The sequence below is a fragment of the Novosphingobium sp. genome (assembly GCF_039595395.1).
GTDB lineage: Bacteria > Pseudomonadota > Alphaproteobacteria > Sphingomonadales > Sphingomonadaceae > Novosphingobium.
In genome coordinates this window covers 1,941,029-1,961,050 of sequence record NZ_JBCNLP010000006.1, presented here as the reverse complement: position 1 = coordinate 1,961,050, position 20,022 = coordinate 1,941,029, and the positions used below count along the sequence as shown (strand labels likewise).

General features: G+C 63.2%; 14 protein-coding genes and 1 pseudogene. 8 read left to right on the top strand and 7 right to left on the bottom strand.

Translation table 11 applies throughout. From position 1 onward, the window contains the following. The first annotated feature begins 129 nt into the window (after positions 1 to 129). From ABDW49_RS28115 to ABDW49_RS28100, 4 genes are all read left to right on the top strand, one after another. Positions 130 to 1,818 (top strand): alpha-glucosidase, encoded by a 1,689-nt coding sequence (locus ABDW49_RS28115; RefSeq protein WP_343617226.1) that lies wholly within the window; start codon positions 130 to 132, stop codon positions 1,816 to 1,818. A gap of 335 nt (positions 1,819 to 2,153) precedes the next feature. Next, the gene (locus ABDW49_RS28110) at positions 2,154 to 2,606 is read left to right on the top strand and encodes a (2Fe-2S)-binding protein (protein WP_343617224.1); all 453 of its coding nucleotides are present in this window, start codon (positions 2,154 to 2,156) and stop codon (positions 2,604 to 2,606) included. Continuing rightward, on the top strand, positions 2,590 to 4,773 hold the full coding sequence (locus tag ABDW49_RS28105; protein ID WP_343617223.1) for a molybdopterin cofactor-binding domain-containing protein: 2,184 nt from the start codon (positions 2,590 to 2,592) through the stop codon (positions 4,771 to 4,773). Before ABDW49_RS28110 ends, ABDW49_RS28105 begins: the two co-directional genes overlap by 17 nt. Then, positions 4,770 to 6,101 carry a cytochrome c gene (locus ABDW49_RS28100; RefSeq protein WP_343617221.1) on the top strand — a complete coding sequence of 444 codons (1,332 nt, stop codon included), beginning with the start codon at positions 4,770 to 4,772 and terminating at the stop codon, positions 6,099 to 6,101. The genes ABDW49_RS28105 and ABDW49_RS28100 overlap by 4 nt, the downstream gene beginning before the upstream one ends. Positions 6,102 to 6,137: 36 nt before the next feature. Here the strand turns inward: ABDW49_RS28100 and xdhC are convergent, their stop codons facing one another. The 5 genes from xdhC to ABDW49_RS28075 all read right to left on the bottom strand — a co-directional run bounded on the left by xdhC (position 6,138) and on the right by ABDW49_RS28075 (position 11,527). Further along, positions 6,138 to 7,106, bottom strand: a complete 969-nt coding sequence (gene xdhC, locus ABDW49_RS28095) for a xanthine dehydrogenase accessory protein XdhC (protein WP_343617219.1) — start codon at positions 7,104 to 7,106, stop codon at positions 6,138 to 6,140. Continuing rightward, positions 7,099 to 9,420: a xanthine dehydrogenase molybdopterin binding subunit gene (gene xdhB, locus ABDW49_RS28090; protein ID WP_343617217.1), complete on the bottom strand. Its 2,322-nt coding sequence runs from the start codon at positions 9,418 to 9,420 to the stop codon at positions 7,099 to 7,101. Before xdhB ends, xdhC begins: the two co-directional genes overlap by 8 nt. Continuing rightward, entirely contained in the window at positions 9,413 to 10,333 is a 921-nt protein-coding gene (locus ABDW49_RS28085) for an FAD binding domain-containing protein (RefSeq protein ID WP_343617215.1), read from the bottom strand. The genes xdhB and ABDW49_RS28085 overlap by 8 nt, the downstream gene beginning before the upstream one ends. Next, the gene (locus ABDW49_RS28080; RefSeq protein ID WP_343617213.1) at positions 10,314 to 10,895 is read right to left on the bottom strand and encodes a 2Fe-2S iron-sulfur cluster-binding protein; all 582 of its coding nucleotides are present in this window, start codon (positions 10,893 to 10,895) and stop codon (positions 10,314 to 10,316) included. Before ABDW49_RS28080 ends, ABDW49_RS28085 begins: the two co-directional genes overlap by 20 nt. 260 nt (positions 10,896 to 11,155) lie before the next feature. Next, positions 11,156 to 11,527: a hypothetical protein gene (locus tag ABDW49_RS28075; RefSeq protein WP_343617211.1), complete on the bottom strand. Its 372-nt coding sequence runs from the start codon at positions 11,525 to 11,527 to the stop codon at positions 11,156 to 11,158. A 718-nt stretch (positions 11,528 to 12,245) separates the two neighbouring features. Between ABDW49_RS28075 and ABDW49_RS28070 the strand changes: the two genes are divergently transcribed. The 3 genes and pseudogenes from ABDW49_RS28070 (at position 12,246) to ABDW49_RS28060 (ending at position 14,661) form a co-directional block, all read left to right on the top strand. After that, positions 12,246 to 12,941 (top strand): response regulator transcription factor, encoded by a 696-nt coding sequence (locus ABDW49_RS28070; protein ID WP_343617209.1) that lies wholly within the window; start codon positions 12,246 to 12,248, stop codon positions 12,939 to 12,941. 225 nt (positions 12,942 to 13,166) lie between these two features. Continuing rightward, entirely contained in the window at positions 13,167 to 13,433 is a 267-nt protein-coding gene (locus ABDW49_RS28065) for a LapA family protein (protein WP_343617208.1), read from the top strand. Between the two features lie 60 nt (positions 13,434 to 13,493). Further along, positions 13,494 to 14,661, top strand: a pseudogene (locus tag ABDW49_RS28060) (IS3 family transposase). A 1,868-nt stretch (positions 14,662 to 16,529) separates the two neighbouring features. Here ABDW49_RS28060 and ABDW49_RS28055 read toward each other — a convergent pair. Continuing rightward, a complete protein-coding gene (locus ABDW49_RS28055; RefSeq protein WP_343617206.1) occupies positions 16,530 to 17,279 on the bottom strand; it encodes an SDR family oxidoreductase in 750 nt (249 codons plus the stop codon). 33 nt (positions 17,280 to 17,312) lie between these two features. On the opposite strand from ABDW49_RS28055, the gene ABDW49_RS28050 reads away from it, so the two are divergent. Next, positions 17,313 to 18,284 carry an AraC family transcriptional regulator gene (locus ABDW49_RS28050; RefSeq protein ID WP_343617204.1) on the top strand — a complete coding sequence of 324 codons (972 nt, stop codon included), beginning with the start codon at positions 17,313 to 17,315 and terminating at the stop codon, positions 18,282 to 18,284. A 236-nt stretch (positions 18,285 to 18,520) separates the two neighbouring features. On the opposite strand, the gene ABDW49_RS28045 is transcribed toward ABDW49_RS28050, so the two are convergent. Further along, positions 18,521 to 20,008, bottom strand: a complete 1,488-nt coding sequence (locus tag ABDW49_RS28045; RefSeq protein ID WP_343617202.1) for a serine hydrolase — start codon at positions 20,006 to 20,008, stop codon at positions 18,521 to 18,523. Between the last annotated feature and the right edge of the window lie 14 nt (positions 20,009 to 20,022).

Genomic DNA, 20,022 nt, shown 5'->3' with positions numbered 1-20,022 from the left:
GACTTCATCGGCGCGCTGGTAGCACCTCCCCCGCGACCCGCCTGGCCATGAACCCCGGCTCCTGTTCGTTCAGGGCCGGGGGTTTTTTGCCCGCCAGATCAAACCCTTTTGTGGGACCACAGGAACGCCATGACCATCCGTTCGCTGCTCACTTGCGCAATGCTTGCCTGTCTGCTGATCTCGCCACGATCGGGTGTGGCGGCTTCGGCCCGCGCCGATGTCCGGCCATGGTGGGAGCATGCGGCGATCTATGAAATCTATATTCGCAGCTTTCAGGATTCGAACGGGGATGGCATCGGCGATCTTAACGGCATCACCCGCCGTCTCGATTATCTTCAGCGATTGGGCGTCGATGCGATCTGGATTACGCCGTTCTATCCTTCGCCCAACAAGGATTTCGGGTACGATGTCAAGGATTACGTCAGCATCGCGCCGGAATATGGCTCGATGGCCGATTTTGCTCGCCTGGTGAAGGAAGCGCGCCGCCGCCGCATTCGCGTGCTCGTCGATTTTGTGGTCAATCACAGTTCCGACCAGCACCCATGGTTTAAGGAAAGCATCGGCTCGCGCCATTCGGCGAAACGTGACTGGTACATCTGGCGCGATGGCACTCCCGATGGCGGGCCGCCCAACAACTGGCGTTCGATCTTCGGCGGCCCGGCCTGGACGAAAGACGTGACTTCCGGGCAATGGTATTATCACATCTTTCTGCCCGAACAGCCTGATCTCAACTGGCGCAACCCCGCCGTGCAGCAGGCGATGTTTCAGGTCATGAAGTTCTGGCTGGATCGCGGGGTGGCTGGATTCCGGCTGGATGCCACGCCCTATCTGGTTGAAAACGCCGATTTTGCGGATGATCCGGATATCGACCATGGTCAGCCAGTGGGCCTGAAGGGCTACAATTCGGATCACCCGGAAACCCATGCGATCCTGCGGGCCATGCGCAAGGTTGTCGACAGCCGATCTGGCGGGGCTATCCTGCTTGGTGAAAGCGCGACCGCGACGATCGAGCAACTGGCCGCCGAATATGGTGCGCGGGGCGATGAGATCACCTTGCCGATGAATTTCCTCTATGGTGATCTGCGCAAGCTCGATCCGTTGGTGATGCAACACCAGATCGACGATGCGCAGACCCGGTTGAACGGCCGTCCGCCCGTCATGTTCTTTTCCAGCCACGATCATAACCGGCAATGGAGCCAGTTCGGCGACGGGTTGCACAATGATCTGATCGCCAAGCTGACCGCGACGATGACGTTGGCGCAAAAGGGCGTGGCGCTGCTCTACTATGGCGAAGAAATCGGCATGCATGATGCGTCCCCACAGACACTTGCCGCATCGCCTCTGGGGCCCCGGCGCCCGGTGGCCGACAGACGCGATGTTGCCCGCACGCCCATGCAATGGTCGGGCAGATCCTACGGCGGATTTTCGGACGTGCGTCCTTGGCTCGACAGCGATCCTAATCAGACCGGCTATGACGTTGTCAGTGAGGTTTACCAGAAAGGTTCTATCCTGGAATGGTATCGCGATTTGCTCGGGCTGCGCAGGCACAATCCCGTGTTCCGCGATGGTGAATTCGTACAACTCGCGGCCAGCGACAAGGCTGTCGTGACGTTTGGCCGGCGGCTGACCGATGGCCGTGGCGCGATCGTGCTGCTTAATTGTTCAGATAGATCCACCGATGTTGTCGTTTCCGGGTGGCCTGGCCGCTGGCGAGTGCTTCACAGCTTGCTTTCAACGCATGGTGGTTTGCTGAGACGTGGGCACGCCTTTCGTCTGAAGCCGTATCAATCACTGCTGGTCAGCGTGAAAAGCGAATGATCAGTGTCCTGTCATTCGGAGGTGGCAACGATCGATGACGCTGAGCCGCAGATAGCCCATCGTCCGAGCGAAGGGATCAATCAAGGGCCTCGCCAGGGAAGGGGAAGGAGGCTCCATGGCGCCCAGGCTGGCATTCCGAGGCCCGCATCGCCATCCACGGAGACCACAGATAAATCTCCATCCATGTTGGTGAGCAACTGAAATGACTCAACAACCTTATGTGGAAGCTTTATACCTTAAGATCGTTGGCGATCAGGGGAATCTGATGTTAACATCTTCCAACCTGGTTGACGCAGAGGCGCATCGCCGTCGTCCCGGGCGTGACGGGGACATCCATGCCGACACTGACGATCAATGGCGAGGCGCATGACGTGACCGCAGAGGCGGATGTGCCGCTGCTGTGGGTGCTGCGCGATCTTCTCGGGATGACGGGCACCAAATTCGGCTGTGGCATTGCGCAATGCGGGGCCTGTACCGTGCATCTGGATGGGGAGGCGGTGCGCTCCTGCCAGCTTCCGCTGGGCGCCATCGGGACGCGCCGGATCACCACCATCGAGGGGGTGGGCAAGACGCCAGCAGGCGCGAAGATCCAGAAAGCCTGGCTCGACCTTGAGGTGATGCAGTGCGGCTATTGCCAGGCGGGGCAGATCATGTCGGCTTCGGCTCTGCTGGCTGCCAATCCCGCGCCGCAGGATGCCGATATTGACGCGGCCATGGCGGGCAATCTGTGCCGCTGCGGTACCTATGTGCGCATTCGCGAGGGGATCAAACATGCTGCGCGCGGATAAGCCGGTGATCGGCGACCTCAGTCGTCGATCGGTACTGCGCGCGGGCGCGGTGGTGGGCGGTGGCCTGCTGATCGGCATCAATCTGGTGAGCCGGGCTGCGGCGGATGCTGGTGGAACATCCGCCGAAGGGCCCGCCTTCAACGCCTTCATCCGCATCTCGCCCGAGGATCGCGTCACCTTTGTGATGCCCGCGGTCGAGATGGGGCAGGGGGCTTACACCTCGACCTCGATGATGTTGGCAGAGGAACTCGACGTCGATCTCGATCACGTCATGACCGAACATGCCCCGCCGGATCAGAAGCTTTATGGCAGCCCGGCGCTGGTCATTCAGGCGACGGGCGGCTCGACCACTACGGCGGCATGGTTCCTGCCGCTGCGCAAGGCAGGGGCCACGGCGCGGGCGATGCTAGTGCAGGCGGCGGCAGCCGGTTGGGGCGTGGCACCTGACACGCTGCGCACGCAAAGCGGCATGGTGCATCACGATGCCAGCGGCCGGTCGATCAGCTATGGCAAGCTGGCCGGCCATGCCGCGCATCTCGCGCCTCCCACCGATGTCCCGTTGAAGGATCCCTCCCGGTTCCGCCTGCTGGGCAAGCCCGCGCGCCGTCTGGACAGTCCGGGCAAGGTCGATGGATCGGCCAAATTCGGCATCGACGTGACCATGCCGGGCCTGCGATTCGCGACGTTGGCGGCCAGCCCGGTGTTTGGAGGCAAATTGAAGCATGTCGATGACACGCAGGCCAAGGTGGTGCCGGGCGTGCGGCAGATCGTCGTGCTGGATGATCTGGTCGCGGTGGTTGCCGACCATATGTGGGCGGCAAAGCAGGGGCTGGACGCCTTGAAGCTCGACTGGGACGAGGGCGCCAATGCCGGGGTCGGTCAGGATCAATTATGGGCTGAGCTTGAGAAGGGATCGCTGGGTTCGGGCGTCGTGGCGGAAAAGGTCGGTGATGCGGCTCAGGCCCTGAGCACGGGTACGCTCTATGAGGCGACCTATGAATTGCCCTTTCTGGCCCATGCGCCGATGGAGCCGATGAACTGCACTGCCCATGTCCATGACGGGCTATGCGAGGTCTGGGTCGGCACGCAGGCGCCAGGGCTGGCGCAGGGCGGCGCGGCCAAGGCCTTGAGCATCGCGCCCGACAAGGTGACGATCAACAACCATCTGATCGGCGGCGGCTTCGGGCGCCGGCTGGAGGTTGACGGTGTGGTGAAAGCGGTGCGGATCGCCCAGCAGGTCGAAGGCCCCGTCAAGGTGGTGTGGACCCGCGAGGAGGACATCCAGCAGGAACTTTATCGCCCGCTCTACCACGACCGGATGAAGGCGCGGGTGGAGGATGGCAAGGTCACGGCGTGGCATCACCGCGTGACGGGCCCCTCGATCCTGGCGCGCTGGTTGCCGCCTGCCTTCAAGGACGGGATTGATTCCGATGGGGTCGATGGCGCGATCAAGCAGCCTTACGACTTCCCCAATACGCTGGTCGAATTCGTGCGCCATGAAACCCAGATCCCGGTGGCCTTCTGGCGGGGCGTGGGGCCCAACAGCAACGTCTTTTCGGCGGAATGTTTCCTCGACCTGATCGCCCGGCAGAGCAGCGCCGACCCGGTGGCCTTCCGCCGCGCGATGCTGCAGAAGAACAAGCGTGCCTTGGGCGCGCTCGATCTGGCGGCGGACAAGGCGGGCTGGTCGACGCCGCTGGCGGCATCGGCGGGCGGGCGCGTGGGGCGGGGCTTTGCGCTGCTGGCCTCCTTTGGCAGCTTCCTCGGCTGCGTTGCCGAGGTCGTCGTGGGCGACGATGGCGATGTGCGCGTCACCCGTGTGGTCGTGGCGGCGGATGTCGGCACGGTGGTCAACCCTGACACGCTGCTGGCGCAGATTGAGGGCGGCGTGGTCTTTGGCATCACCACCATCCTGCACAGCAAGGTGACGATCGACAAAGGCCGCGTGCAGCAGAGCAATTTCAACGACTACCGCCTGCTGCGCATCGACGAGATGCCGGTCATCGCGGCGCATATCGTGCCCAGCTCCGAGCCGCCCGGCGGCATTGGCGAGCCGGGCACGGTCGTCGTGCAACCGGCGATTGCCAATGCGATCTTCGCTGCCACCGGCACGCAACTCACGCGCATGCCCATCGACCGCAGCAAACTCGCCAAGGGTGCGGCATGAGAGTGCTGCGCTGGACTTTCGGGGCCATTGTCGTCCTCGGACTGATCGTGGCTGGCTATGTCGCCTGGCTGGTGCTTCAGCCGGGCGTCACCGATTTTGCCGGGGGCACCGCCGTCGATCTGGCCGCTTACACGGGGCCATCGCCAACAGGGACGCCCGCCGATCTGCCGCAAGGCGATGCCTTGTCGCGCGGCGCCTATCTGACGGCGGCGGCCGATTGCGCGGCCTGCCACACTGCGAAGGGCGGTGTTCCCTTTGCCGGCGGTCGCCCCTTCAAGCTGCCCTTCGGCACGATCTACACGCCCAACCTTACCCCTGACCGCGAGACCGGCATTGGCAACTGGAGCGACGCGGAGTTCCTGCGCGCGGTCCACAAGGGCATCGGCAAGGGCGGCGAGCATCTCTATCCGGCCTTTCCCTATGCTTCCTACACCATGCTGACCGACGCGGATGTGCTGGCGATCAAGGCCTATCTCTTCTCGCTGGCGCCGGTGCATCAGGCCACGCCACCCAACACCTTCGGCTTTCCGTTCAACCAGCGCTGGCTGATGGCGATCTGGTCAACGCTGTTCAACAAGGATGAGCGTTTCAGGCCCCGGCCTGCGCAAAGCCCGGTTTGGAACCGGGGCGCCTATCTGGTCGAGGCGGCGGGCCATTGCGCCGAGTGCCACAGCCCGCGCAACCTGATGCAGGCGCCGGACACGCGGCAAAAGATGGCGGGCGGCCAGGCCGAGGGGTGGAACGCCTACAACATCACCAGCGACCGCCTGAGCGGGATCGGCGCGTGGAGCACGCAGGAGGTCACCGACTATCTCACCAAGGGGCATGCGGCAGGGCGCGGCACAGCGTCAGGGCCGATGCGCGAGGCGGTTGAGTTGAGCCTTACAAAGCTGACTCGAGGGGACATTGCCGCCATCGTCACCTATCTGCGCACCGTGCCTGCCATCCGCTCCTCCGCGTCGCCGGAACCTACAGGTCCGGCGCCGAAACTGGCCAGCGCAGGGCCGAGCGATAACCCCGTCGGCAAGCGCATCTTTGAGGGTGCCTGCACCAGTTGTCATGCCTGGACTGGGGCTGGTGCGCTGGTTGGGCAGGCGCAATTGACCGGCGGGCGGGCGGTCAATGATCCCAGTGCGACCAATGTCGCGCAGATGGTCCTCAACGGATCGGGCAAGGCCACCAGCGGCCACCCTGTCATGCCCGGTTTCGCCAGCGCCTACACCGATACCGAGATCGCGGCTGTGGCCAACTATGTCACCGCGCGCTTCGGTGCGGTGCCCTCGAAGGTAACGGCCAAGGAGGTGACCAGGCTGCGCGAGCAGAATTGACGACGGCGGCGGATGGGCGCGGCGGACGCATCCCTCTCACACCGATGGCTTGCCCAGCATCAGCAATTGGGCGGCCACGGCGATGGCGATCACGGCCGGATCCTTGCCGCTGATGCCCTCCATCCCGATGGGGCACACCAGCCGCTTGCCAGCATCGGCGATCCCCTCCCGCTCGATGCGTGAGAGGAAGCGCGCCCGCTTGGTGGCCGAGCCGATCACGCCGATCAAGGCGAAGGGGCGCTGCATCGCCGCCACCGTCAGGCGGTAGTCAAGCCCGTGATCATGGGTCATGATCAGGATCGCGGCCTCGGGCGGAGCGACGTCGATGGCGGCGAGGAGCTCTGCTTCCCCGGCGAAGCGCACGCCGGGGCGGGCAAACTCCGGCCGACCGTCATACCAGGCCAGCGCAAAAGGCAGCGGTGCCAGCACGGCCGACAGCGCCAGCCCGACATGCCCCGCGCCGAAGACCAGCACGGGGCGCCCCGCTTCGCCCAGCGGTTCGGCAAAGCTCTCGCCCGCCACCGGTCTGGCGCCGCGCGGATCGTTGAGCGGCGGCGCCATGCCGGCTGCCACCACCTCGCGCGTCACGCGCCCTTCATCCAGCCTTGCGGCCACCGTCCGGGAGGGCGCCAGATCGGCCAGCCAGTCCGCCCGCGCCGGATCGAGATGTTCGACCAGCAGCCGCACCTTGCCGCCGCAGCATTGCCCCAGCAGCGGGCCCAGCGGATAATCCTGCACCCGCCATGCGCCTTGCGGCTGGTCAAGGATCGCCTGCGCCTGCGTGATGGCGGTGACCTCCAGCGCGCCGCCGCCCACGCTGCCCGCTGCCAGGCCCGCGTGTGTGACCACCATGCGCGCGCCGGGGCCAAGCGGGGTGGAGCCCTGCGTTGCCAGAATGGTCACCAGCGCCACCTTTTGCTCGGTCAGCAGCGCGCGGGCGGTCAAGGCCCAGCCGAAAGGGGCGCGGGTGGCCGATGCGTGGCCCAGAGGCGCGGCGCTACCCATCGCGCGCCTTCAGATCGGCGATGGCGGCAAGAATGCGCTCGCCGGTGGCGGGGGCATCCAGACGGGGGAAGCCCTTGCCCGGCGCGGCGGCCATCACCGCGTTGGTCAGCGCCGAAAAGACGCTGATCGCCAGCATGAAGGGCGGCTCGCCCACCGCCTTGGAACGATGGATCGTGGGCACATGCGCCCTGCCGCGATGCCACAGGGCGATCTCCATCCGCGCCGGGCGGTCGTTGGCGGTGGGAATCTTGTAGGTGGAAGGCGCGTGAGTGGTGAGGCGGCCCTTGTCGTTCCACACCAGCTCCTCGGTGGTCAGCCAGCCCATGCCCTGAATATAGGCCCCCTCGACCTGCCCCAGGTCGATCGCCGGGTTCAGCGAGCGGCCCGCATCATGCAGGATATCGGCCGAGAGCACGCGATATTCGCCGGTCAGCGTGTCGATCACCACCTCGCTGACGGCTGCGCCATAGGCGAAGTAGTAAAAGGGGCGGCCCTTGTGCTTGGCGCGGTCGTAGGCGATCTCGGGCGTGGCATAGAAGCCGCTGGCCGAAAGCTGCACGCGGTTGAGCCAGGCCTGTTTCGCCACATCGGCAAAGGGCAGCGCCAGATTGCCCACCAGCACCCCCTTGGGCGTGAACAGCACTGTTTCGGGATCGACACCGTGTTGCTCGCCCAGCATGGCGGCGATCCGGTCGCGGATCTGGATCGCGGCGTTATAGGCCGCCATACCGTTGAGATCGCTGCCCGAAGAGGCGGCGGTGGCCGAGGTGTTGGGCACCTTGTCGGTGCGGGTCGAGGTGATCCTCACCGCATCCAGCCCGATGCCAAAGACATCGGCGGCCACTTGCGCCACCTTGATGTTGAGCCCTTGGCCCATTTCGGTGCCGCCATGGTTGAGGCTGACCGAGCCATCGGCATAGACCAGCACCAGCGCGCCCGCCTGATTGAGATGGGTGGTGGTGAAGCTGATGCCGAATTTGACGGGGGTGAGCGCAATGCCCTTCTTCAGCACCGCATGCGCCTCGTTGAAGGCTGCCACGGCATCGGTGCGGGCGCGGTAATGGCTGCTGGCTTCCAGTTGGGTGATGATCTCGGGCGCGATGAAATCCTCGACCGCCATGCCATAGGGGGTGATGCGCCGCCCGCTGTCCTGCCCGGGCATGTCGTAGAAATTGGCCTGCCGCACATCAAGCGGTTCGCACCCCAGATGAGCGGCGATGTGATCCACCACCCGCTCAATGGCGACCATGCCCTGCGGGCCACCAAAGCCGCGAAAGGCGGTGTTCGACACGGTGTTGGTGCGGCAGCGGTGGCTGATGATCTCCACAGCGGGCAGATGGTAGCAATTGTCGGCGTGGAACATCGCCCGGTCGTTGATCGCGGGGGACAGGTCGGTGGACCAGCCGCAGCGCGAGGCCAGCGTCAGGCGCAGGCCCGCGATGCGGCCCGCGGCGTCGAAGCCCACATCATAGTCGATGTGGAAATCATGGCGCTTGCCGGTGATCTCCATATCGTCGTCACGGTCGGCGCGGAATTTGGCGGGGCGGCCAGTGTGATGCGTCACCAGCGCGGCGGCGGCAGCGAAAAGCGCGGGCTGGGTCTCCTTGCCGCCGAAGCCGCCGCCCATGCGCCGCACCTCCACCGTCACATCGGCGGAATTGAGGTGCAGCAGATGGGCGACCAGATGCTGCACCTCGGAAGGGTGCTGGGTGGAGGCATGAAGATGGATCGTGCCATCGTCGCCCGGCACCGCCACGGCGATCTGGCCTTCGAGGTAGAAATGATCCTGCCCGCCGATGTCCAGATGGCCGGCAAGGCGATGCGCCGCTTGCACCAGCGCGGCATCGACATCGCCGTGGCCCATGGTCTGGCTGGCCTCGATCAGGCTGCCTTGCGCCAGCGCCTCCTCGATGGTGAGGATGGCCGGGCGGGGATCATAGGTGATGCGGCCCAGCCTGGCCGCGCGCCGCGCCGCCCGCGCGCTGGTGGCCGCGACCAGAAAGATAGGCTGGCCGAGGAACAGCACCTCGCCCTGCGCCAGCATGGGATCATCGCCCGCGAAGGGGGAGACATCGTTGCGGCCCGGAATATCGGCGGCGGTATAGACGGCCACCACCCCGGGCGCGGCGCGGACGGCGGCCAGGTCGATCGCGGTGATCCCGGCATGGGCCTGCGTCGACAGCCCGAAGGCCAGATGGAGCAGGCCCGGCATCTCGGGCAGATCGTCGGCATAAAGCGCGCGGCCTGAGACCTGCGCCGGGGCGCTGTCATGCGCGGTGGGCTTGTGGACGAGAAAGGTCTGCGCCTTATCCATGGGCCACCTGTGCGTGGCTGTCCGTTATGGCGTTGTCCAGCACGCCGGGGCCGCCGGCATGGATGCGGCGCAGCAGATTGGCGGCGGCGGCGAGGCGGTAGGCGCCCGAGCCGCGCATGTCGGTCAGCGGGGTGTAATCCCGCGCCAGCGCCGCGCAGGCCGCCTCGACCGTGGCGGCGGTCCAGGGGTGGCCGATCAGGGCAGCCTCGGCATGGGCGGCGCGGGCAGGGGTGGCGGCCATGCCGCCGAAAGCGATGCGGGCACTTTGCACGATATCGCTGGAGATCGTCAGGGCGAAGGCGCCGCAGACGGCGGAAATATCGCTGTCGAAGCGTTTGGACAGTTTGGCGATATGGATCTGCGTTTCGCCAGCGGGGCGGGGGATGAACACGCTTTCGACCCATTCGCCCGGCGCGCGATCCTGCTTGCCATAGGCGATGAAGAAGTCCTCCAGCGCGATCTCGCGTCTGGTGTCGCCATGGCGCAAGGCCAGGCGGGCATCGAGCGCGATCAGCGCCGGGGGCATGTCGCCGATCGGGCTGCCATTGGCGATGTTGCCGCAGATGGTGCCGGCATTGCGCACCTGAGTCCCCGCGATGCGGCGCACCAGCTCGCCCAGATCGGGGGCGAGGCGGGCCAGGGCGGGATGCGCCTCGCTGTAACGCACGCCGGCATAGAGGCGCAGCCCCTGCGGCGTCTCCTCGATACGGCGCAGATCGGCGCAATCACCAAGGAACACCAGCGCTTCGAGATCGCGATGCTGTTTGGTGACCCACAAGCCAACATCCGTGGCCCCGGCCACGATCCGCGCCTGAGGATGAGCCAGCAGCAGGGCGGACAAGGCATCGGCGCTGCGGGGGGCGAAGGCCTGGCGGGTCTGCCCGGCGGTGGTGTCATGATGAGCAAGCGCCAAAGCCTGTTCGCGCCGGAGCGCCAGCAGCCTGCCGCGCAGCGCCGCATCCTCTACCGCGGCCGAGCCGGGGGGGGCAGCGGCGCCCCGCCTTCAGAATGGGGCCATAGCCGGTGCAGCGGCACAGATTGCCGGCCAGCACATCGCCAATGCTGGCGTCTTGCGTGCCCATGGCGCCCATGGCCCGGCCTTGCAGGCTCATGACGAAGCCCGGCGTGCAAAAGCCGCATTGCGAGCCGTGGCAATCCACCAGTGCCTGCTGCACCGGGGACATCGTGCCCTTGGGGGCGAGGCCCTCCACCGTCATCACCGCGCGCCCGTCGAGCATCGGGAGGAACTGGATGCAGGCGTTGACCGCGCGCCACGATATGCTGTCATCTGCCTCGGCCAGTTCCCCGACCAGCACGGTGCAGGCGCCGCAATCGCCCTCGGCGCACCCTTCCTTGCTGCCGGTGGCGCGGGCCTGATAGCGCAGCCAATCCAGCAGCGTACCGGTAGGGTCGGCATCGGCAAGCACAGTGGGCTCGCCATTGAGCAGAAAGCGGATAGCGTTGGTCTGTTTCATCGGTGGCCCCAACAGGAATAAACGGTCGTTGGCCATGGGGTGAAGGGGAGCGCAATGGGCATCAACATCGATCTGTCATCCTGCCGTTTGCTGGACCGCTTCATTTCCATACCTTGTTCAAAGCACCGCTCATGTCGGATCCATCCGACGGGAGTCGGACCATAAGAGTTGCAGGCGTTCCAAACCAATAGAATTGATCGTCAGAAACTGACAATTTTTCGAACGCTCTTTGCTTTTGCCTCGGGGCCTTCGCTCACAGCCTAGAGACTTGTGTGGACGGCCGCACTCTTGCAAGGATTTTTAGCGGATAATTTGAACGGATCGCTTGCTGCCATGTGTCCGGCCTGTACCACGGTGCCGGACTTGATATCGAGGGCTTTGCTCTCATTGTGGCCGTACCGGGCAGAAACAAGGATCCTTATCCAGCATGTCGTGGGGGCGGACAGCAGCGTCTTGAGCTTGGGCAGCGCCGCGCCTTTTTGCGCGGGCCGCCCTATCGTGCGGGAGGTTCGTTGCGGGGGAGGGGCGAACAGGCGTGAATCCACCCGCAGCCGGGTGATGAGCGTTGCACGCCGTGTGATAGCATGGACCAGTTCGTGGACGGCAAAACTGCTGTCGCCCACGAAGATCACCCGGCGTCCTGGCAACCCAGCGGCACAACTGGAGTGCGCCCTGCCGAGCCCGGTCCGTCAACAGCTTGTACCGTCCACCGCGTTGGCGGTTGGCTCGCTCTGATGGAGCAAGCAAGGTCAGGACCGGCAAGTCCTTGATCAGGCTGGTCCATGACAGGGGCGTTAGCACCATGAAGCTCAGCCAGCGCAGCCCGTTGGCTTGACGAAATGGCCCTGCCTGGAGCGGACTGGGTTGCGGTATAATCTCCCGCGCGTTGATCCGGCGTCCCCACCGATGCTCGATGGTATCATCCATGCCGATGATGACACGACCGTGGGGCACGAACCGCTGAACGAACATGGTGAGCAAGCGCCTGGCAACGGCGCGCGTTCTCCAACGGGCTCGATTGAGGATCTGGTGGTGGGTCGCGAAGTTGATCGCCTCGGCCCGGCCAGTCATGCACAAGCACGAACTGACGGTCCGTTTGCCCGATGCCAGCGCTTGGGCGTGCCCGGACGGTCAAGCGGGCTTCTTGCATGGGGTGTTCCAAAACCTCCCCTTCCTTGTATCTTCAACATGCCTCGGTCGCCATGCAATTTTGGTTCTCAAAAATCGCCCGATCTACGCAGCCTTCATTTACTGGAAATTCACCGTTATCGCTCAACTAACCATGGTTAATGACGAATATGATCCGTGTGAGCACATGTTCGCTGGTTCCAGACATGGGGGTAGGCCCATATGCGCGTGTTGTTGATCGAAGACGAGCCTACCACGGCCCGCGCGATTGAGTTGATGTTGACCACGGAGGGCTTCAACGTCCATTCGACCGATCTTGGCGAAGAGGGCCTGGATCTGGGCAAGCACTATGATTACGATATCATTCTGCTCGACCTGAACCTGCCCGACATGCACGGCTATGAGGTGCTGAAAAAGCTGCGCGTCGCCAAGGTGCAGACGCCGGTGCTCATCCTCTCGGGCATTTCCGAAATGGATTCCAAGGTCCGCTCCTTCGGCTTTGGCGCCGACGATTACGTGACCAAGCCGTTCCACCGCGAGGAACTGATCGCCCGCATCCACGCCGTGGTGCGCCGGTCCAAGGGGCATTCGCAATCGGTCATCCGCACCGGTAAGCTTTGCGTCAACCTTGACGCCAAGACCGTCGAAGTGGACAGCGCCCGCGTCCATCTGACCGGAAAGGAATATGCCACGCTGGAGCTGCTTTCGCTCCGCAAGGGTACGACGCTGACCAAGGAAATGTTCCTCAACCACCTCTATGGCGGGATGGACGAGCCCGAACTCAAGATCATCGACGTCTTCATCTGCAAGCTGCGCAAGAAGCTGGCCCATTCATGCAGCGGCGAGAATTACATCGAAACCGTCTGGGGCCGCGGCTATGTGCTGCAGGATCCCTGCGGCGAAGTTGTAGCTGCTTGACGTCCGCCCGCTGCATGATCCTGGGTAGCGTGAAATCATGTCTCGCCAGCGCTCGGCAGCCGTGGGTACTTCGAACCGTAGGGGCAATTGGCATCCCCGGTGTTGCGGATCGCGCCACTGCTAGATCGACGACCATTATTTACTGGTCACTTTCGGCTGCACGCTCGTAAAACACAGGGATCAATGTATCGGGTGTCCGCCCGGTATGCGAACGCAGGAGGAAAAATGCGGACCATTCGGACTGTTGCCTTGATGCTCGTCACGGCGATCCTTGTAGCGTTCATCGCGATGAATTGGAGCAGGGCGGTCATCAATCTTTGGCCGCTGGGCGATGGCACCTACGTTCATCTGGAATGCCCTATTGGACTGATCGCCATTCTGTTCCTCTTTCTGGGAATATCGCCGATCTGGTTGTATTCACGGGCCGTTCGCTGGCGATTGGGGCGGCGTGTTATCGCGCTGGAGAACAAGCTGGTGCATGGTTCCATGTGATCTGCCCCCTTCTGAGTGGCCCATCGACTATCATAGTCTGGATCACGAAGGAGGAATGGAATGGCTCGGAAGCACAAGCCGGAGGAGATCATCGGCAAGCTGCGTGAAGCGGAGATCGTGCTGGCGCAGGGTGGGACGGTGGCGGATGCCTGCCGACGGATCGGCGTCACCGAACAGAGCTATTATCGCTGGCGCAAGGAGTATGGCGGCCTGAAGATGGATCAGGCGCGGCGGATGAAGGACTTGGAGCGCGAGAATGCTCGGCTTCGGCAGGCGGTGTCGGACCTAACGCTAGACAAGATGATCCTCCAGGAGGCTGCACGGGGAAACTACTGAGCCCCGCGCGCCGACGTCGCTGTATCGACCACATCCAAGGGATGATGACTGTCTCCGAGCGGCGGGTCTGCCGTGTGCTCGGCCAGCATCGATCGACACAGCGCAAGGCCCCCGCGGGGCAGACGAGGAAGCAGCTCTCACAGAGGACATCATCGCTCTGGCTCGGCAATATGGTCGTTATGGCTATCGCCGGGTGACGGCCTTGCTGCGCGATGCCGGCTGGCACGTGAACCGCAAGCGGGTCGAGCGCATCTGGCGGCGCGAGGGGCTCAAAGTGCCGCAGAAGCAGCCGAAACGCGGCCGTCTCTGGCTCAATGACGGATCGTGCATCCGGCTGCGACCCGAGTATCCGGGGCATGTGTGGTCCTACGACTTCGTCGAGGGCCGCACCCACGAAGGCCGCAAGTTCCGCATCCTATCGATCATCGACGAGGCCAGCAGGGAGTGCTTGGCCTTGCCGGTCGCGAGACGGCTCAGAAGCGAGGATGTGCTGGCGGCGCTGGCCGATCTGTTCATCACCCGCGGCCCGCCGGCACATATACGTTCGGACAATGGTCCTGAATTTATCGCCGCGGCCGTGCAGCAATGGCTGGCCAGGATCGGTGTGAAGACGCTCTACATCACGTCCGGCAGCCCATGGGAAAATGGCTATTGTGAGTCCTTCAACGGCTCGATGCGCGATGAACTGTTGAACGGGGAGATCTTCTACACGCTGGCCGAGGCGAAGATCCTGATCGAAGCCTGGCGGCGGCACTATAACACCATCCGCCCGCACAGCTCGCTCGGCTATCGACCGCCGGCACCGGAAACAGCGACGCCGCCATGGCCGCCCTCCGGTTCCGCTGCGCTCCACCTACGGTCGACCATGGCGCCGGAAGCAACAATGCACTAACAATCAACACGGACCACTCAGTGGGGGCCGATCAGTCGGTGGTGAGCCGCCCGCTGAGTGGTGAAGCGCCCACGATCGACCTTGCCGTGGGCTATCGGGCGGACAATCCTTCCGAGGTTCTCAGGAAATTTCTAAACGATATTAATCAACTGATTGATATTGGCCCTGCTGGAATGCGTGCGCCTTCGGGTACTTTGATACAGCGGCCTGTTGGCTAAGGTGTGTCTGTAACCCAGTGAGGGGTAGGCTACAATTCGCCGTTGACGATGGGAAATCCACGGCGCTTTGCCGAGACACTGTTCAAAGGTCTGGTCCCCAAACTTGATTTCCGGGCTTTGCGACAAGCTGGGACCTTTGCCGTTATCTGCCTTTGCTTTTTGGGCGGTGCCATGGTTGGCGGCTTCTCGACCCCTCGTTTTGGCAATTCGGCAGTTACGATACCTTTCGTCGCCCTGCTGTCCCTTCAGCTTGAGATATCCCTGAAACGGCCGTTCCAAAGTTGACCCTCTTAGGCTGCGCGCAGCAGACCTCGGTCTGAATCGCCATCAATCTCGCATGCATTTGGCCTTGCGGATCGAGGACACGTTCTCGATCCGCAAGGGATGGGCCGCCACCGTATCGGTAGGAAATGCGCTAGCCCCAATCGACGGGGCCGATACGGCGACTGGCGCATGCCCACCAGCGCACCGACACTCCCAGACGGACGCGAACATCAGCGGCCGCAAGGTCAATGGGTCCGATCCGGCCGGTTGCGCGTCGCTTAAGATGCGGAAGCCTTCTGCCGCGTCTCGCGCGGCACGCCCCAATTCGCGCAGCCATGATGGTTTGGGTCAAGGCCACCGACCTGGAACTGATCAACCTGCCGATGCCGCTCAAAAACTAATGAATTAGCGCCGCCCAAGTCTGACGAGACTGAGCATAAGGCTTGGAGCAAGCTCCATCTCGCATCGTCAGGCCTGGACCGCGTTCGCCCGCGCAGTGAAAGGAGTATCCATTGGCCTGCCAGCACGGCGGGCTGCGTGAAGTGAGGACTGCAACATGATACAAATCATCGATTATTCTCAACTTTGATCAACAATGCGATTCGATCTAAAATGAGAATCAATCCATGAGGCATCGAACTTCTGACCCATAGATTCGATCCACAAGGCTGATCCATCTTTCGGCGGAGACATCTTTACTAGAAGCATCGCACAGCTCCCAAATGTGTCATCCACAACAGGTAGAATCATGCCAAGCCTGTTCATCACGAAAAGCGTAGCGGGCGTTTTCCGAGATGGCATGATTTCCTGTTCCATTGATTTCCTTCCCTATTCCAATGCACATGCCTTAAGCGGTAATGCGTGGATAGGTACTGAACGAAAGAGCTTGACTACGGTTCCGAAGCGGAAATCCGAAATGTCAACCTGACCTTGTGGGCAATGATAGAGAGGAGCAGGGGGCCAGCGTTGCCGTCCCCGCTAAGACATGGGTGGTCCAGCGGATCGATCGCGAGGAGCCCTAGACGGATCTGTTCAAAAGGCCGGCCTCGCGAAGACTCCGGGTTTTATTGCCGGCTCCCCGCTGAGGAGCTTCTCAGGCGGTTGAACCGCACCGCATTTGCCCGAGGCTTCAGACCTGGAGTGCCGCATGAACGAAGGCGAGCATTCGACGAGCAGGAATGTGCCCTTGGACGTCAGCTTTGTCAGCGGCAGTGTACGCTCGCTGCTGCGATGTGAGCCATGCACTGGTAGATCCGCGCCCTGCCACGGTTGCTCGTAAGGGATAGGACCCGAACCAAAGATGCAAGCGCGCGGGGCTGAGGCCGCGCGCTTGCCTTGCAAAGACGGTTCAGGGCTGGAACAGCTTTGCCCATGGCTCAATGGCGTTTAACCTGCTTCGGCCATCCACTGCACAGCATCCTCTCCTGCCGCAATCCTGAGCGGCGCGCCCGGATCGGTGGCGGCCTGCCACACCGCCTCGGCCACGTCACTCGCATGGGTAACCGGGCCGCTATCCTCACGGAATCTGGCGATCATGCCTTCGATCATCGGCTTGTAATCGGGGTTATCGAGCCCACGCAGGTGCGGCAGGGCATTGTTGCCGAAATTCGTCTCGGGCGAGCGTCCGGGCAGGACGATGTGCACACGCACGCCGAACGGCTGCATTTCAACCGCCAGACTTTCGGTAAGAGCGTTCACGGCCGCCTTGCTCGCGCGGTAAACGCTGACGAGAGGCAGCGGCTTGAGCGTGACCGTTGATGTGACGTTGATGATGGTGCCGCTGCGACGTTCGCGGAATTTGGGCAAAATGGCCTGCAGCATCGCCAGCGTGCCCAAGGTGTTGGTCTCGAACAGTTGGCGCGCCGTGTCCGGCTCAATCAACTCGATGGGCACAGCAGCACCGAACCCGGCATTGTTGACCAAAACGTCGATATCGCCCGCCTGCGCCAGCGCTTTGGCGATGCTTGCAGGATCGGTGACATCAAGCGGCAATATGGTCAGCCGATCGGATGCGGGCAGGATGTCGGCCTTGGGCTGGCGCATCGTGGCAACGACGTTCCAGCCTTTCGCCAGAAAGTGCCGGGCGGTTTCGAGACCAAAGCCCGAGGAACAGCCGGTGATGAAAACGGTGGGCATGAGATTACTCCACGAGTGTGAACGGTCATCCCGATGTGGCCATGGCTTGCAGGATCAGTTATGGCCAGCTGTCTCGAATTCATTGGCGATAGTCCTGTTATGTCCGTTGACCCGCTTGCCGAGATCGTGACGCTGCTCCAGCCCTCGGCCAGCTATTCCAAGCTCGTAGAATATGGCGGGCGGTGGCGCGTTCGCCGCGACATCGAAGGCAAGCCTGTCTTTTTCGCGGTCCTGGAGGGAGAGTGCCGGGTCGTATCGTCGGGCCGCCCGCCGATCATCGTGCGTCAGGGCGATTTCGTGCTCTCGCCATCCACCAGCGATCACATCGTGGAAAGCATTGAGGCGCCGCCGCATGGGATCGCGATGATGCCGGTGGACATCGGCGAGGGGCGATTTCGCATCGGCCCGCCGTCAGAGCCGGTCAATCTGCGGATGCAGGTCGGGCTGTGCAGCTTTTCCTCGCCCGATGCCGCTTTGCTCGTGTCACTGTTGCCCGCGATGATTGTGGCGCGCGGGGCGCCGCGGCTTGCGCTGTTGCTGCAACTGGTGGGCGATGAAACCCGCCATACAAGACCGGGACGCGAATTGGTGCTGGAACGCCTGCTCGAGGTGTTGCTGATCGAGGCGCTGCGGTTTGGCGCTGATGTCACGTCCGTGCCCAGTGTCGCGCGCGGCCTGTCGGATGAGCGTCTGGTTTCGGCTTTGCGCGCCATGCATGGCCGGCCTGCGCATGGCTGGACGGTTGCCGATCTTGCCGCTGAAGCGGCCATGTCGCGCTCGGCTTTTTGTGCACGCTTTCATCGCGTCGTCGGACTGCCTCCGATGGAATACCTGCTGGCGTGGCGCATGGCGCTGGCCAAGCGCCTGTTGCGCTCGCATGAACTTGCTATCGAACATGTCGCCGCCCAGGTCGGCTATGGTTCGGCAAGCACGTTCAGCACCGCTTTTTCACGCCATGTTGGCATGCCGCCGATGCGCTATGCTCGGACGGTGGTTGCGGTTTAGCAAGGACGGCTTGTTTTCATCCGAATTCTTCGCGCATTATGCGCGATTGGGCAGGACACAAAGTCTGAGGCAGTTCGTCGAGGGCTGACTGATCCACGTGAATGATCGGCCGCTCTTGAAGAGATCGGGCGGGGCCGTAGACGACTGCTATGGCGGCGGGAGTGGGCAGACGGAACGCGCTGCCTACTCATCCCTGCGCTGGCCTTGCGATCCTGTAGGCACTCTTAGCGCATCGATCACGCGCCGACGAGTTCGGCAAGGTGCCGTTTCGCCGCTGCATTGGCTGGGTCCAGCTCCAGAACACGTCGGTATTCTTGTGCCGACGCCGCTCTCTCTCCGACGACGTGATAAGCCTGAGCCAGACTGTCGTGTGCATTCACGCTTTTGGGAAATTCGGCTGCGATGAAGGCGAACAGCGGCACCGCATCCTGCGCCCGCCCGTTGCTGAGCAGGCGATAGCCCCAGTCATTCAGCTCGTCTTCGGACCATACCAGCCCCGGATTTCCGGCCTTGATCGCCGCTGCTGCCGCAGCCGCATGCTCGTACCCCTCTTCCTCAAGTCTGATGCGCAGTGCGGGCACGCCTGTCAGCGGCAAATCGGGCGCATAGAGTGACGCGATCTTGTCGACCATATCCTCGGGAAATGCGCCTGTCAGATTGGTGAGGATGACAACGCCGACATGATCCTCGGGATAGTAAAACACCGCAGCGCGTCCTCCGCCGGTCATGCCGACCGCGCGATGGCTGCCGCGCGCGAGGATCTCCCAGCCCATGCCCCATTGGCCGGGCGTTCCGTCGGTAAAGGCAAGGGGCTGCCACATCGTTTCGCGGGCCGGGGCGGTGAGCAGCGAGCCCTTCTCAAGGGCGATCAGCCACTGCGCCATGTCGATCGCCGTGCTGTTGAGCCCCGATGAGGCGCGCCGGAATGGCAGGAAGCGTTCCGATGTCTCCTGCATCTGGCGCGGCGTGTCGGGCGCTGCAGCGCTGTAGCCGTTCACGAAAGGCCCAGGAAGCGACCAGCGATAGGTCGGCACCTTGTTCGGGATCATGTCATAGGCATCGCCATAAGAGGTGTGCGCCATGGCCGCGAGCTGCAGTTGCTCCCCGGCAAGCGGCGCGTCGAGGGCTCGCCCCTCGATCTTGTTGAGCACGCGCTGAACAAGCGTGTAGTTGGTCTGGCAATAGTTGAAGTGATCCCCCGGCGCGAAGCGGACCGGTTGTTGCTGGACCCATGTCCATGCCACAGCGGCATCAGTTTCAACCGTGGGCGCGCGCATCACATCAGGCAGGCCGGATTGGTGACTGAGCAACTGGCGGATGGTCACGCCGCGCCATGCCTCAGGCAAGTCTTTCAGATATCGGCCAACCGGCGCGGAGAGGTCGAGTTTCCCCTTGTCGACCAGACGCATCGCCGCAACGCCGGTGAAAGCCTTGGTGATCGAGTTGATGGCAAAGACCGTATCGTCTCTCACCGGAAGGCCGAATTCGACACTGCCGATCCCGTAGCTGCGCGCCAGGACAATCCTGCCCTCTTTGACCACTGCCACCGCAAGGCCCGGAATGCGCAGCCTGGACATTTGCGCGCCAAGATAATGGTCAACGGCGGTTGCAGCATCGACCGGAACGCTTTGCGCGGGCGCGGGCATCGGCAGGATGGCGAGGATCAGCGGGGCTATGCGGCAGACAAAGCGATGGCGGCTGCCGAACCAAAGGTGCGGGGTCATATCAAGCTCCAGCA